Source organism: Wenzhouxiangella sediminis, assembly GCF_003410055.1.
GTDB classification, from domain to species: domain Bacteria; phylum Pseudomonadota; class Gammaproteobacteria; order Xanthomonadales; family Wenzhouxiangellaceae; genus Wenzhouxiangella; species Wenzhouxiangella sediminis.
This window is the reverse complement of record NZ_QUZK01000025.1, coordinates 22,267-37,043: the sequence shown is the minus strand read 5'-3', so window position 1 is coordinate 37,043 and position 14,777 is coordinate 22,267. Positions and strand designations below refer to the sequence as shown.

Here is a 14,777-nt window from a genome sequence, read left to right as displayed (position 1 = left end):
TTCTGGAGGATTTCAATTGATTCGATTGATGGTTTTGTTCGCTGTTCTGGGCTGTTCCGGGCTTGCGTTCGGGGAGACCTGGGTGCGTTGCGGGGGCGTGATCGACGTCGATGCCGGTGAGCGGCTCGGCGCGCATACCGTGGTTCTTGCCGACGGCAAGATCGCCGAGCTGCGGCAGGGGCATCCGGACTGGGCCGAGGACGTCGAGCGCATCGACCTGTCTTCGCTGACCTGCCTGCCGGGCCTGATGGACATGCACACCCATCTCACCAGTCAGATGGGCCCGTCTTCCTACATCGAGGGCTTCACGCTCAACGAGGCGGACGTGGCCTTGCGCGGCGCGGAGTACGCCCGCAAGACCGTCGAGGCGGGTTTCACCACCGTGCGCGACCTGGGCGATTCCTTCAACGCCTCCATTGCCCTGCGCGATGCGATCAACGCCGGCCGCATTCCGGGGCCGCGCATCTTCACCTCCGCCAAGTCCCTGGCGACCACCGGCGGGCATGCCGATCCGACCAACGGCTGGCGCTTCGACCTGGCCGGCGATCCCGGTCCGCGCAAGGGCGTGCTCAACGGCGTCGCCGAGGCGCGGGCCGCCGTGCGGCAGCGCTACAAGGACGGCGCCGACCTGATCAAGATCACCGCCACCGGCGGCGTGCTCAGCGTGGCCGCCAGCGGCGACAACGCGCAGTTCCGGATGGATGAGCTCGAGGCGGTCATCCGGACCGCCGCCGACTACGGCATGCGCGTGGCCGCCCACACCCACGGCGCCGAGGGCATGCGCCGTGCCGTCGAGGCCGGCATCCATTCCATCGAGCACGGCACCTACATGACCGACGAGATCATGGCGCTGATGGTCGAGAAGGGCACCTGGCTCGTGCCGACCATCTCGGCCGGCAAGTTCGTGGCCGAAAAAGCCGAGGTCGAAGGCTTCTTCCCGCCGGTGGTCGCCGCCAAGGCGCGCCGCATCGGTCCGGTCATCCAGGAGACCTTCTCGCGCGCGCACGCTGCCGGCGTGCCCATTGCCTTCGGTACCGACTGCGGCGTGTGCCCGCACGGCAGCAACGCGAAGGAGTTCGGCTACATGGTCGAAGCCGGCATGACGCCGGCCGACGCCCTGCGTACCGCCACCCTGAACGCCGCCGAGCTTCTCGGCCGCGAGGACCAGCTCGGCCGCCTCCAGCCCGGCTACGCCGCCGACCTGATCGCCGTCGACGGCAATCCCCTCGAAGACGTCACGATCCTCGAAGATATCCGCTTCGTCATGCGCGACGGGCAGGTCTTCGTTGATGCCCCCGTTACTGACTGACGAGGTCTGCCTCAGAAGATCAAAACCTTTAAAACGCAAAGACGCAAAGCAGCAAAGAACGCAAAGAAAACCCAAGAAAAGTTGAATAAAGAACACACGACGCGTTGCGGCTAGATCGATCATTCAGCGATCTCGCCAATCGCTGTATCTAGCGTTGTCTTTTCTCTGTCTTTCTTCTTTCTTTGCGTTCTTTGCTTCTTAGCGTCTTTGCGTTTTAGAGATTTTGATTTTCCGGGTTACCTACTCGGCGTATCCGCTCAACTCGAGGTAGCCCCGTCCGAGTGTTTCTCCGCTGTCGGCATCGTGCACGCCGACCGCGCCCTCCCAGTAGCTCACGGCCCCTGTCCAGCGCTGGTCGGCGAAGCGGGCGCTGACCGTCAGTGACAGGTTCTCCGAAGGGATCTCGACGGTCCATTCGACCGGCCAGGCGTTGCCTTCCGAGTCGCGCCATTCGCGTTGCGGCGTGGCGGTGAAGTCGTCCGGCCCCAGCGTTCTGGCTGTGCCGTCCGGATAAACCACCTTGCCTGCCGAAAACTGAGACGCCTCGCCATGATCAGTACGCAGGCGGTAGACCATGACGTCGCGTCCGTCGTCGAGCTGCAGCGAGAACCAGTCCCATCCGGCCAGGTCGTCGGACAGCTGGCTCGAGCCCCATTCCCGGTCCAGCCAGGCCAGGCCCTCGACCGGTCTCTCGCGGCCGGCGACCCGGACGCTGCCGGTGGCGGACAGGCGGGTGATCGAATAGTAGTGGGAGGCATTGCCCGGCTGCGGCCCCTTGCGGCTGTAGCCGGCCTCACCCTGCCGCACGATCGGGCGCATTGCCTCCATTGCCAGGTCGAGGCCGAAGTCCCCGGTGGCGGCCGTCAGGTCGAAGCGATTGCCGTTCCTCTCCACTACCCAGTCGCGAAGCCACCACCGGTCCTCGGTGGCGCCGGCCAGGCCCAGCGCGCCCCGGGCGAAGCGTTCGGCCTGGTGGAAGACGCGGCCGTCGACATCGCTGAGCGCCAGGTGGGCCATCCAGACCGCATCGGCGCTCCACGCCGACTCCGGTCGCGGCGCCTGGTCGAGCTCGAAGCGGAACAGGGTGAACTGGAAGCCCCAGGCTTCGCCCCCGGGGCCTTCGAGGTTGCCGGTGAAATACCACCACTCGTTGCGATAGCCGGGATGCGCGGCGTGGTCGGCGGGAAAGGAGAAAGGGCGCGGCTCCGTGACCTGGCGGAAGGTTTCCGGCGCGTCGTTGAGCAGCCCGCGGGTGCTCAGCCGGCCGTCGGTGTCCTTCTGGGGGCGCGTCTGCCAGCCGAGCCAGGCGACCAGGGCCAGGGCGACGGCGGCCAGTGTCAGCAGGTCGCGACGCATCATTCGGCCTTCAGTTCCGGGGCCGGATCACGGCGGCCGATCCGCCAGGCCGGGTAGAGGCCGGCCAGTAGCCCGCACAGCAGCGCCAGGGGCAGCATGAGAGTCGGCGGCGCCAGCGGCCAGCTCAGCGGCAGGCTCCAGCCGAAGGCGCGCGGCTGGATGACCAGCGACAGGCCCAGGTGGATGGCGATCGACAGCGGCACGGCCACCAGCGCGGCGGCCAGCGCCAGGCCCGCGGTCTGGCAAACGACCAGGGCGTGCAGGCGGCCGCGGGTCAGGCCCAGGGCGCGCAGGGTGGCATAGTCGCGCCGCCGCTCCAGGCCCATCGCCAGCAGGGCGCTGATCAGCGCGATCAGCGCGATCACGGCAACCAGCGCCGCCAGGGCCCAGGAGATGCGGAAGGTCCGGTCGAAGACGGCCAGGGTCGTTTCGCGCACCGACTCGCGACTTGTAAGTTGCAGGTCCGGGTCGATCGCGTGCAGCCGATCGGCGAGTGTCTCTTCGTCGATGGCCTCGCCGGAATAGTAGAGCCCGAGGCTGTCGCGGCGCGGGTCGTCGTAGAGCCGGCGGTATAGCGGCGCGTGAATGGCGATGCTGCCGCGTTCGCTGGCGTAGTCGCGGTAGACGGCGGCGACCGGAAGCCGGCGCTCGCCGGCCGGCGTCTCGAGCCGCACTTCGTCGCCGACGTCGAGCCCGTCGCGTCGCGCCAGCGGCTCGGATATGACCACCACTTCGCCGGAGCGGAACGCCTCGAAGGCGGCCGGGCCGTCGCCGGCGAGCCACTCGAAACCGGCCCAGGCGCGCGGCGGCAGGTCGTAGGCGATCAACTGCCGGCCGTCGGCGACGGTCACGCGCCGGGCGCTGGAAGTCTCGGCGATTCCCGGCAGGGCCGCCACCCGTTCGACGGTGGCCGCCTCCAGGCCGCCCTGGATGGCGGTGACGTAGCTGTCGGCGCGCAGCAGGCGGTCGATCCAGTCGTCCACCGCGGCGCGGAAGCCGAGGACCATCATGGCCAGCCCGGTCGCCAGGGCGAGCGCCAGGCTCAGCGCGGCCAGGGCCGGTCGGATGCGCTTCTGTCCGGCCAGCAGCAGGGCCAGCGCTCGTCCCGGCAGGCTGGCCGGCGCGATGCGGCGCAGGGCCGAGAGCGCGCGCACGCCGAGTTCCGGCGCCAGCAGGGCGAATCCGCCCAGGGCCAGGAACAGGGCTGCGAAGGCGATCGGCAGGCTGCGGCTGGCCAGCACGACGGCGACGGACGTGCCCAGTAACAAGAGCGCCACGATCACGCCGGCGAAGCGTCGGCCCGGTTCCGGCGGCGGCAGGCGGAGGATGCGGCCGGGCGGAATCCGACGCGCTTCGCCCAGCAGGCCCGCCACCGAGACCAGGGCCGTGCCCACTGCGGTCAGCCACACGAACGCGTAGAGCCCGAAGCTCGGTTGCACGCCGGCCGGCGCCAGCAGGCCGTAGAGTTCGGCGACGGGCACGCGTACGAGCCCGATCAGGCTCTCGGCGAGCAAGGTACCCAGGACCAGGCCGATGAGCGCGCCGAGGCCGGCCAGAACGGCGGTTTCGATCAGCAGCAGTGCGGTGATCCGACCGCTGGTCACACCCACGGCGCGCAGCATGGCGATGCTGCGCCGACGCTGGACCAGCAGGAAGCTGAGTACGCTGAAGATCACGAAAAGGCCCACGGCGAGGCTGATCAGGCCCATCGCGCTGAGGTTGGCGCGCATGCCTTCGGTGAGCCGCGCGGCGGCGTCCCGGCGCTGGGCCGCGCTGCCGAGTTCCAGCGAGCCGGGGAGGTGTTCCCGCAGCCAGCCGCTCGCCCCGGCGGGAGCGTCGATCCAGCTCAGCTCGCCCTGGCGGCCGGCCGCGGCCTGCAGGGCGGCAATGTCCATCAGCAGGCGGTCGTCCAGTTCCTGTCCGGCCGGAAGCGGTCCGACCAGTTCGAGTTCGAGCGTCCGCTCGCCGAGGGGGACGGTCAGTTTCTCGCCTGCGGCGATGCCGAGCCGCTCGAGGGTGGAGGCGTTGGCCGCCGCCGCGCCGGGCGAGGCGAGCAGGCGGGCGAGGAGATCGGGCGGCATCAAGCCGCGGCCGCCGCCGGAGAAGGGGTCGATTCCCAGCAGCTCGAAACGCCGCTCCCCGACGGTCACGCGCTGCCTCAGCACCGGCGTGAGCGGCGGCGATCCTTGCCGCAGGGCCAGTTCCCGGAAAAGGTCTTCGTCGAGCGGGCCGCCGGGTGCGGTGACGCGCACGCTGTCGCGGCCGGCCAGTGCCTCGGCCGCACCGTCGAGCGAGTCGATGAGCACGTCGCGCATCAGGGCCACGCCGGTCATGACCGCCACGCCGGCGGCCATGCCGGCCAGCGCCAGCACCAGCTGGCCCGGGTGACGCCGGAAGAAGCGCCGCGATGACTGGATCAGCAGCCGCATCAGCGCTCTTGCAGCCGGCCGCCGCGCAGCTGGAACCGCCGGTCGCAGACCGCCGCGGCGTCGGGGTTGTGGGTCACCAGCACCAGCGCGCAGCCGCGCTCCGCCGTGACCCGATCGAACAGGGCGAGGACGCGCCCGGCGGCCGCTTCGTCCAGGCTGCCGGTCGGCTCGTCGGCCAGCAGCAGTTCCGGACCGTGGACCAACGCACGGGCGATCGCGACGCGCTGCTTCTCGCCGCCCGAAAGCTGCCCGGGCATGCGCTCGAGCAGCTCCGCGACGCCCAGCGTCTCGGCCAGTGCTTCAGCCGCGCCGCTGCCGGAGTCGATTCCGTTGAGCCACAGCGGCAGCGCAATGTTCTCGCGTACGTTCATCGAGTCGATCAGGTTGAAGTCCTGGAACACGAGGCCGACGTGGCGCGCCCGGAAGCGGGTCAGGCCGGGCTCGGGGATCGCCGCCAGTGATTCGCCGAGCACCGCGACCGAGCCCTCGTCGGGCCGGTCCATCCCGGCGGCGAGGTTGAGCAGCGTGGACTTGCCCGAACCCGAGGCGCCCATCACGGCAACGCGCTCGCCCCGCCGCACCTCGAGATCCAGCTTGTCGAGCACGGGCACGATCCGATCGCCGGCGCTGAACCGGCGGGTCACGCCGCCGAGGATCAGTGCCGGGGTGTTTGGCGGGCTGTTTTCGACCATGGAGGACATCGCTCACGAGGGGCTCGGCGGCATTATGAAAGAAACGGCATCAAGGCCGGGGGAACTTTCGGCGACCGCCTTGTTCAAAAAGGGCGTGCTTTGCAGACTGTGTTTCAAGTCACTTTTCTTGGCATTCCTGCATCAGCTGTGGTAGACTTACCACCAACCTTGGCAAAACCGCAACGGATTACCAAGGTCGCAGGGCGCGAAGCGAGGTACATCACTCCGACATCAGTTGCCCCTCCCTCGACCAGGGGAGGGGTTTTTTTTTAGACCACTGACAGGTCATCCCACTGGATTCACGGGGTCATCGACATGCAGCTTACGATGTTGAAAGGCAAGATTCACCGCGCGACGGTCACCCGGGTCGAGCGTGACTACGAAGGCTCCTGCGCCATCGACGAGACGCTGCTCGAGGCGGCAGGAATTCTCGAGCACGAACAAGTACATATCTACAACATCACCAGCGGCGAGCGCTTCGTGACCTACGCCATCCGCGGCGAGCGCGGCAGCGGCGTGATCTCGGTCAACGGGGCGGCCGCGCACAAGGCCGACGAGGGCGACCTGGTCATCATCGCCGCCTACGCGCGCATGAGCGAGGCCGAGGCGGCCGCGCACGAGCCGCATCTCGTCTATCCCGACGCCGACAACCGCATCGCGCGCATCGCCGGCCGGATTCCCGTCCAGGCAGCCTGATCCCGGGCGGCCGAATGTTGCGAAAAGACAACATTCCGGTCGTTTCCGAACTGATGGCCGCCGATCCCGCTCGCGCCGCCGATTTCGCGCGCGAAGGGGGCGGCTGGCGCCTCGATTTCTCCGGCATTCCGCTCGACCGGGAAGGGCTGGCCGCGCTACAGCGACTGCCCGGAGCCTGCGACCTGGCCTCGGCCGTGGAGCGCCTGTTCTCGGGCGAGATCGTCAATCCCAGCGAAAACCAGCCCGCACTGCACATGGCCCTGCGGGCGTCCCGACCCTTCCGCGGCCTGGCCGCCGACGAGGCCGGGCAGGTCCTCGCCGAACGCGAGCGCTTCCTGGACGTGGCGCGCGCCCTTCACGCCGGCGAGACCGGCCTGAAAGACCTGCTGCACGTCGGCATCGGCGGCTCCGACCTGGGCCCCCGGCTGGTGGCCGACGCGCTGGACGCCGACGACGGCGCCGTGCGGGTGCACTGGCTGTCGACCCTCGACGGCCGGCGCTTCGAACGCTTGTGCCGCCGGCTCGATCCCGCCACTACGGGCCTGGTGGTCGCCTCCAAGTCCTTTTCCACCGAAGAGACGCTCCTGCAGGCGAGCGCGGCGCGCGATTGGCTCGGCGCCGACTGGGCCGCGCGTAGCTGGGCGGCCACGGCCAATGTCGACCGCGCCCGGGAATTCGGGCTCGACGACGCCCACATCCTGACCTTCCCGGCCTGGACCGGCGGCCGCTTCTCGCTGTGGTCGTCGGTCGGCGTCAGCGCCGCAGCCGCCATCGGGCCGGAAAGATTCGAGGCCCTGCTGGCCGGCGCCGAGGCCGCCGACGAGGACTTCCGCCGTCAACCGGACGCCGACGGGCTGGCGACTCTTGCCGGCCTGCTCATTCACTATCTCCGGCGCGAGCTCGACTGTGACACGCTTGGCTTCGTCAGCTACGAGCCGCGGCTGGCCCTGCTCGGTGATTACCTGCAGCAGCTGTTCATGGAAAGCCTGGGCAAGGGCGTGGATCTCGACGGGCGTCCTGTCGAGGGGCCGACCGTGCCGCTGATCTTTGGCGGGCGGGGCACCGACCTGCAGCACTCGATCTTCCAGGCGCTTCACCAGGGGCCGGATTCGCATCCGCTGGTCCTCGTCGGCGCCCGCCGCGGCGGGCACGGGCATGCGGACTGGCAGCGCCGCCAGATGGCGCACCTGCTGGCCCAGGCCTCCGCGCTCACCAACGGTCGCGCCGAGGGCGAGCCGTTCCAGCGCATGCCGGGCAACCGGCCCGTCGCGACATTGCTCGTCGATGAACTCGACGCCCGCTCCCTGGGCTGGCTGCTGGCCGGGTTCGAGCAGGCCGTCTACGCCCTGTCGGTCGTCTGGCGCATCAACCCCTTCGACCAGTGGGGCGTCGAGGAAGGCAAGCGCCTGGCGCGGGAAATCAGGAAGCGGCTGCAGGGCTGACCGGTTCGCTCTTCGGTCCTGCATCGCCCAGTCACATGTCAGCGAGCACCCACGCCCCCGACCTGCCGGCCGAGATCCGGCGGACCCTGCTGCTCGCCGGTCCGCTGATCATCGGCCAGGTGACCAGTTACGCGATGACGCTGGTCGACACCCTGATGGCCGGTCGACTCGGGGCGCTGGACCTGGGCGCGGTCGCCATCGGCTCTTCGATCTGGTCGGCCGGCATGGTATTCATCGTCGGCCTGATGATGGCCGTCTCGGCCGCCGTCTCGCAGCTCGAGGGAGCGGGCCGCCGCGGGCAGGCCGGGGAGTTGACGCGCCAGGCCCTGTGGCTGGCGCTGTTCATCTCGGCGCTGTTCTTCTTCCTGATGCGGCGCGGCGACGGCCTGATGGACCTCATCGGGGTGGAGCCGGCCGTGGCCGAACTGGCCCATCGCTACCTGCTGGCCATCAGCTGGGGCATGCCGGCCCTGGCGGGCATGTTCGTGCTGCGTTTCTTCTCGGAGGGCACGGGCCATACCCGGCCGACGATGTACATCGGCGTGATGGGCATCGCCTTCAACGTGCCGCTCAATTACGTCCTGATGTTCGGCAAGCTGGGTTTTCCGGCGTTGGGCGCGGAGGGCTGCGGCTGGGCTTCGGCCGTCGTGCTCTGGCTGCAGCTGGTCATGATGGCGGCCTGGGTCCGATGGCGGCCCTACTACCGGCCCTTCGGCGTGTTCGCGCGTTTCAGCGGGCCCGACTGGCGCGAGCTTCGCGCCCTGCTCGCGCTCGGACTTCCCATCGGCGTGATGGTCTTCCTGGAAGCCAGCCTGTTCATCGCGAGCGCCCTGGCCATCGGCACCCTGGGCACGCTGCCGGTCGCCGCCCACCAGGTGGCGATCAATTTCTCCGGGCTGATCTTCATGGTGCCGCTGGGGCTGTCGGGCGCCATCACGGTGCGCGTCGGCAACGCCGTGGGTCGTCGCGACCGCGCCGGGGCGCGCCGCGCGGGCCTGGTCGGCATGGGCATGGCCCTGGGCTTCGGCGCGCTGGCCTCGCTGACCATGATCCTTTTTCCGGAATGGATCGCGCGGATGTACACGCCCGACCCGGAGGTGGTGGCGCTGGCCGCCAGCCTGCTGTTCTTCGCCGCCGTCTTCCAGCTCGCCGACTGCCTGCAGGTCTCGGCCGCCGGCGCCCTGCGCGGACTCAAGGACACGCGCGTGCCCATGGGCTACTGCGTGCTCGCCTACTGGCTGGTCGGCATGACCCTGGGCTGGTGGCTGACCTTCCGCCAGGACTGGGGGCCGGCCGGCATGTGGTGCGGCATCATCGCCGGCCTGACGGTCGCGGCCCTCCTGCTCGGCGCCCGCTTCCTGCGCATCACGTCGTCCTGGGAGGAAATCCGGGAGGTCGCCGAACCCGAATGACTTACGGCACATTGTGGGTCTCCACGGACGCTGAGTAGAATGACCCTCCAATCGTCCGTCCGAAATATCCTTCAATGACTTCGAACTCGAGACCCAATGTGCTCGTCCGGCTCTGGCTGGGCTTCTGGCGCGGCCTGACGGCCTTTCGAATGGCCGTCTTCAACATCCTGTTCCTGATCGTGCTCGCGCTGGTCATCCGCATCCTGTTCTTCTCGTCGGACGAGATCATCGTCGACGCGCAGACCACGCTGGTCATCGAGCCCGACGGCGTCGTCGTCGAGGAGTACACCGGCGCGCCGCTCGATCGCGCCATCAACGAGGCGCTCGGTCAGGAGCTGCCCGAGACGCGACTGCGCGACATCCTGGCCGCACTGGAGCACGCCGCCGACGACGACCGCATCGTGCAGGTGCTGGTGCGCACCGACAAGCTCTGGGGTCTGGCGCCGGGCATGCAGACAGAACTGGCCGACGCCTTCGCGCGGTTCCGCGAGTCGGGCAAGACGGTCATCGCCCACGGCGGCATGATGATGCAGAGCCAGTACATGCTCGCGTCGATGGCCGACGAAATCTGGCTCGACCGCGACGGCATGCTGCTGTTCGACGGCTACAGCCAGTACCGCCAGTATTACGCCGAGGGCCTCGACAAGCTGAAGGTCGACGTCAACCTGTTCCGCGTGGGCGAGTACAAGTCGGCGATGGAACCGTTCATCCGCAACGACATGTCCGAGGCTGACCGCCGCGCCACCGAAGCCTGGCTGGGCGATCTGTGGCAGAACTGGCTCGACCGGGTCGCGCTCCACCGCGGCCTGCCAGTCGAGGTGCTGGTCGAGCTGACCGAGAACTTCTCCGACGCCGTCGAGGCCGCCGACGGCGACCTCGCCGCCATGGCGCTGGAGCGAGGGCTTGTCGATCGCCTGGTCAGCCGGCCGGAACTGCGCGCCGAGCTGGCCAACAGCGGCACGGGCGATCCGGATACCGGCTTTCGCCAGATCGACTTCGAGACCTACGCCGCCGCTTCCCGCGAGTGGCATCCGCGCGCCGATCGCGTGGGCATCATCGTCGCCCAGGGCGCGATCACCGAGGGCAATCAGCCGCAGGGGACCATCGGTTCGGAATCGACCTCGAGGCTGATTCGCCAGGCCGCCCGCGACGACCGCATCAAGGCGGTGGTGCTCCGCGTCAACTCCGGCGGCGGCAGCGCCTTTGCCTCGGAAGTGATCCGCAACGAACTGATGGCGCTCAAGGAGTCCGGAAAGCCGGTCATCGTGAGCATGAGCAACGTGGCCGCCTCGGGCGGCTACTGGATCGCGATGGGCGCGGACGAAGTCTGGGCCTACCCGACCACGCTGACCGGTTCGATCGGCATCTTCGGCTTCTTCCCGACCTTCCAGGACACGCTGGCGCAGATCGGTATTCACACCGACGGTGTGGGCACCACACCGCTGTCGGGCGCGCTGCGCGCCGACCGCGAACTGCAGGAACCGGCCCGCAACCTGTTCCAGAGCTTCATCGAGCACGGCTACCGAGAATTCATCACCCTGGTCGCCGAGCACCGCCGGATGTCGGTCGAGGAGGTCGACCAGGTGGCGCAGGGGCGTGTGTGGACCGGTACCCAGGCGCAGCGTCGCGGCCTGGTGGACCAGCTCGGCACGCTCGAGGAGGCGGTCGCCTCGGCCGCGCGCAGCGCCGGCATCGGCGAGGATTACCAGGTGCAGTACGTCGAGCGGCGCCTCTCGGCGTTCGAGCAGTTCTTCGTCGACATGGCGGGCGCTTCGATCCGGATGGCCGGCATCGATTCGATGCGCGGCCTGGCGGGCTGGCTGCCGCCCGGCATCGGCCGCCAGATGATCGACGAGCTGCGCCTGGTGTTCTCGCAGGCCGAGTCCGGCCGCCCCGGCGTGATGGCGCACTGCCTGTGCGAGGCGCCGCGCTAAAGATCATTCTTTCTCGCTCCCGGCGGTCGCGTCGGGAGCGATTTTCAATGGCCCGGGCGTTTGAGTATGATGGCTGGCTCGTGCCGACCGCCGGGGACCTGGGCGGGCAGCACGTTTCCTTCTTAATCGAACGGGGATGACACCGATCCATGCTGGCAACCGTCACTGACTTTCTCTGGTCCTATGTCCTGATCGCGTTCCTGATCACGCTGGGGCTGGTCTTCACGATCGCCTCGCGTTTCGTCCAGCTGCGCTACTTCGTCGAGATGTTCCGCGTGCTGGGCCAGGCCTTCAAGCACCACACCGGGCACGTCTCCTCGTTCCAGGCCCTGACGCTGAGCGTGGCCGGCCGGGTCGGCGCGGGCAACGTCGCGGGCGTGGCTGTGGCCATCACCCTCGGCGGGCCGGGTGCGGTGTTCTGGATGTGGGTCGTCGGGCTGATCGGCATGGCCACGAGCTTCTTCGAGTGCTCGCTGGCGCAGGCCTTCAAGACCGCGGAGTTCAAGACGTCCACCTACCGCGGCGGCCCCATGTACTACATGGAACGCGGCCTCGGCAGCCGCAAGCTGGGCATGGTGTTCACCCTGCTGCTGTTGTTCACCTTCGGCCTGGCCTTCGTGGCGCTGCAGTCCTTCACGGCGTCCTCGTCGCTCGAGCAGGCCTTCGACATCCCGATGCACTGGACGGGCATCGTGATGACCATCGTCGTGGGTCTGACGATCTTCGGCGGCGTGCAGCGCATCTCGCGCGTGACCGAGATCATCGTTCCCCTCATGGCAGTGGCCTACGTGATCGTGGCCCTGGTCGTGGTCGGCATCAACTACGCCGAGGTGCCCGGCGTCCTGGCCCTGATCGTCAAGAGTGCATTCGGTCTGGAAGAGGCCGTCGGCGGGGGCATCGGTGCGGCCATCATGATGGGCGTGCGCCGCGGCCTGTTCTCCAACGAGGCCGGGCTGGGCAGCGCGCCCAACGTCGCGGCCGTGGCCTTCGTGCCGCACCCGGTCAACCAGGGCATCGTGCAGAGCTTCAGCGTGTTCATCGACACCGCCATCATCTGCACGGCCACCGCCCTGATCATCCTGATCTCGGGGATTCACGAAACCAGCGGGGTCGACGACGGCGTCGTGCTCACCCAGCTGGCCCTGCAGGATCACGTCGGCCCGTGGGGCGAGACTTTCGTCAGCGTCATCCTGACCCTGTTCGCCTTCAGCTCGATTCTCTACAACTTCTACCTGGGCGAAAACTCCTCGAGCTGGATGACGCCCGATAACCCGATCTTCTTCATCGTCTTCCGGGTGCTGATGCTGGTGCTGATCCTGTGGGGGTCGATGCAGGACCTCACCACTGTCTTCAGCTTCGCCGATCTGACCATGGCCCTGCTGGCGGTGTTCAACCTGATCGCTCTGGCGCTGCTGATGAAGGTGGGCTTCCGCCTGATGAACGACTACGACCAGCAGTGGCGGGCCGGCAAGGTGCCGGTGTTCGATCCGGACAAGTTTCCCGATCTGAATATCGACCGGGAGGCGTGGAAGGACGCGGCTGACGCCGTCGACCGCGTCAGAAAGTGAGGACGGATCGCCCGGCGGTCACGCCGCCGAGCGGTGGCGCTTGAGGTAGACCAGCAACTGCGAAATGGCCGCCGGGGTCATGCCGGGGATGCGGCTGGCCTGGTCGACGGTCGCCGGCCGGGTCTTTTCGAGCTTCTCGAGCAGTTCGGCTGACAAACCCTTGACCGTCGCGTAGTCGAAATCCCCGGGGATGGTCTGCTCGGCCGCCCGGCGCTGGCGCTCGATCTCGGCGCGCTGGCGGTCGAGGTAGCCGGCGTAGCGGATCTGGATGGCGACCTGCTCGGCCACGTCTTCGCGTTCCACGCCCGGACCGATGCCTTCGACGCGCATCAACGGCGCGTATTCCACTTCGGGTCGGCGCAGCAGCTCCTCAGCGGTGGTGTCCTTGCGGATGTCGATCTCGAGCGTCTCGGCTGCGCGCCCGGCCAGATTCGAGCTGGCGGGAATGCGCAGTTCGGCCAGGCGGGTGCGCTCGGCCTCGATGGCTTCGCGGCGCTCGCAGAACCGGCGCCAGCGCGCCTCGTCGACCAGTCCCAGTTCGTGCCCCGCTTCGGTCAGCCGCAGGTCGGCGTTGTCCTCGCGCAGGTGCAGGCGGAACTCCGCCCGGCTGGTGAACATGCGATAGGGCTCGGGCGCGCCCTGGGTGATCAGGTCGTCGACCAGCACGCCGATGTAGGCCTGGTCGCGGCCCGGCGTCCAGGGCGACTCCCCGCGCACCTGTCGGGCGGCGTTCAGCCCGGCGATCAAACCCTGGGCGGCGGCCTCCTCGTAGCCGGTCGTGCCGTTGATCTGGCCGGCGTAGAACAGACCGCCGAGGTGGCGCGTCTCCAGGCTGGGTGTGAGTTCGCGCGGGTCGAAGAAGTCGTACTCGATGGCATAGCCCGGGCGCGTGATGTGCGCGTTCTCCAGGCCGGGGATCGAACGCACCAGCGCCACCTGCACGTCGAAGGGCAGGCTGGTGGAAATGCCGTTGGGATACCACTCGTTCAGGCCCAGTCCCTCGGGCTCGAGGAAGATCTGGTGCGAGTCCTTGTCGGCGAAGCGCACCACCTTGTCCTCGATCGAGGGGCAGTAGCGCGGGCCGGTGCCCTCGATATGGCCGGCGTACATCGGCGAGCGATCCAGATTGGCGCGGATCAGCTCGTGCGTTGCCTCACTCGTGCGCGTGATGTAGCACGAGACCTGCTCGGGATGGTCTTCGCGGTCGCCGAGGAAGGAGAAGACCGGGCGATGGGCGTCGCCGGGCTGTTCCTCGAGTTTCGAGAAATCGATGCTGCGCCCGTCCAGGCGCGGCGGCGTGCCGGTCTTGAGGCGGCCGACGGTGAACGGCAGCTCGCGCAGCCGTTCGGCCAGGGCGTTGGCCGGCGCATCGCCGGCGCGTCCGCCGGCCAGGTTGGTCTCGCCGATGTGGATGCGTCCGCCCAGGAAAGTGCCTGTGGTGAGCACGACCGCGGGCGCGGCGAATTCCAGGCCCATGGCCGTGCGCACGCCCGCGACGCGATCGCCGTCGACGACGAGATCGTCGACCGGCTGCTGGAACAGGGTCAGGTTCTCCTGCGCCTCCACGGCCCGCCGGATGGCGTTGCGATAAAGCGTGCGGTCGGCCTGGCAGCGCGTGGCGCGCACGGCCGGGCCCTTGCGGGCGTTGAGCCGCCGCCACTGGATGCCCGCGGCATCCGCCGCCCGTCCCATGACGCCGCCCAGGGCGTCGATTTCGCGCACCAGGTGGCCCTTGCCGATACCGCCGATGGCGGGGTTGCAGCTCATCTGGCCGATGGTCTCGATCGAGTGGGTGACCAGCAGCGTGCGCGCACCCGTCCGCGCCGCGGCCAGGGCGGCCTCGGTGCCGGCATGACCGCCGCCGATGACGATCACGTCGAATGTGTCGGGGTAGCGCATATTACTGATGAGACCCTGAGTCGGTCGCCAAGTGCGTGAA

At 68.7% G+C, this 14,777-nt stretch carries 9 protein-coding genes and 1 pseudogene; 6 read left to right on the top strand and 4 right to left on the bottom strand.

Annotation, left to right across the window (positions count from 1 at the left end):
- Positions 1 to 16: 16 nt before the first annotated feature.
- Positions 17 to 1,309, top strand: a complete 1,293-nt coding sequence (locus DZC52_RS06040) for a metal-dependent hydrolase family protein (RefSeq protein ID WP_245960774.1) — start codon at positions 17 to 19, stop codon at positions 1,307 to 1,309.
- Between the two features lie 240 nt (positions 1,310 to 1,549).
- Here the strand turns inward: DZC52_RS06040 and DZC52_RS06035 are convergent, their stop codons facing one another.
- The 3 genes and pseudogenes from DZC52_RS06035 to DZC52_RS06025 all read right to left on the bottom strand — a co-directional run.
- On the bottom strand, positions 1,550 to 2,668 hold the full coding sequence (locus tag DZC52_RS06035; protein WP_116650230.1) for a lipocalin-like domain-containing protein: 1,119 nt from the start codon (positions 2,666 to 2,668) through the stop codon (positions 1,550 to 1,552).
- Entirely contained in the window at positions 2,665 to 5,094 is a 2,430-nt protein-coding gene (locus tag DZC52_RS06030) for an ABC transporter permease (protein ID WP_116650229.1), read from the bottom strand. Before DZC52_RS06030 ends, DZC52_RS06035 begins: the two co-directional genes overlap by 4 nt.
- A gap of 149 nt (positions 5,095 to 5,243) precedes the next feature.
- Positions 5,244 to 5,786 (bottom strand): annotated as a pseudogene (locus tag DZC52_RS06025) (ABC transporter ATP-binding protein); the annotation flags it as partial.
- 315 nt (positions 5,787 to 6,101) lie between these two features.
- On the opposite strand from DZC52_RS06025, the gene panD reads away from it, so the two are divergent.
- The 5 genes from panD to DZC52_RS06000 all read left to right on the top strand — a co-directional run bounded on the left by panD (position 6,102) and on the right by DZC52_RS06000 (position 12,838).
- On the top strand, positions 6,102 to 6,482 hold the full coding sequence (gene panD, locus DZC52_RS06020) for an aspartate 1-decarboxylase (protein WP_116650227.1): 381 nt from the start codon (positions 6,102 to 6,104) through the stop codon (positions 6,480 to 6,482).
- A 14-nt stretch (positions 6,483 to 6,496) separates the two neighbouring features.
- The gene (locus DZC52_RS06015) at positions 6,497 to 7,924 is read left to right on the top strand and encodes a glucose-6-phosphate isomerase (RefSeq protein WP_116650226.1); all 1,428 of its coding nucleotides are present in this window, start codon (positions 6,497 to 6,499) and stop codon (positions 7,922 to 7,924) included.
- Positions 7,925 to 7,959: 35 nt separating this feature from the next.
- Complete coding sequence (locus tag DZC52_RS06010; RefSeq protein ID WP_116650225.1) at positions 7,960 to 9,336, top strand: MATE family efflux transporter; 1,377 nt, start codon at positions 7,960 to 7,962, stop codon at positions 9,334 to 9,336.
- Positions 9,337 to 9,410: 74 nt separating this feature from the next.
- Positions 9,411 to 11,270, top strand: a complete 1,860-nt coding sequence (gene sppA, locus DZC52_RS06005; protein WP_116650224.1) for a signal peptide peptidase SppA — start codon at positions 9,411 to 9,413, stop codon at positions 11,268 to 11,270.
- A 149-nt stretch (positions 11,271 to 11,419) separates the two neighbouring features.
- On the top strand, positions 11,420 to 12,838 hold the full coding sequence (locus DZC52_RS06000) for an alanine/glycine:cation symporter family protein (RefSeq protein ID WP_116650223.1): 1,419 nt from the start codon (positions 11,420 to 11,422) through the stop codon (positions 12,836 to 12,838).
- Positions 12,839 to 12,856: 18 nt separating this feature from the next.
- Here DZC52_RS06000 and mnmG read toward each other — a convergent pair whose 3' ends face one another.
- Positions 12,857 to 14,737, bottom strand: a complete 1,881-nt coding sequence (gene mnmG, locus DZC52_RS05995) for a tRNA uridine-5-carboxymethylaminomethyl(34) synthesis enzyme MnmG (RefSeq protein WP_116650222.1) — start codon at positions 14,735 to 14,737, stop codon at positions 12,857 to 12,859.
- Between the last annotated feature and the right edge of the window lie 40 nt (positions 14,738 to 14,777).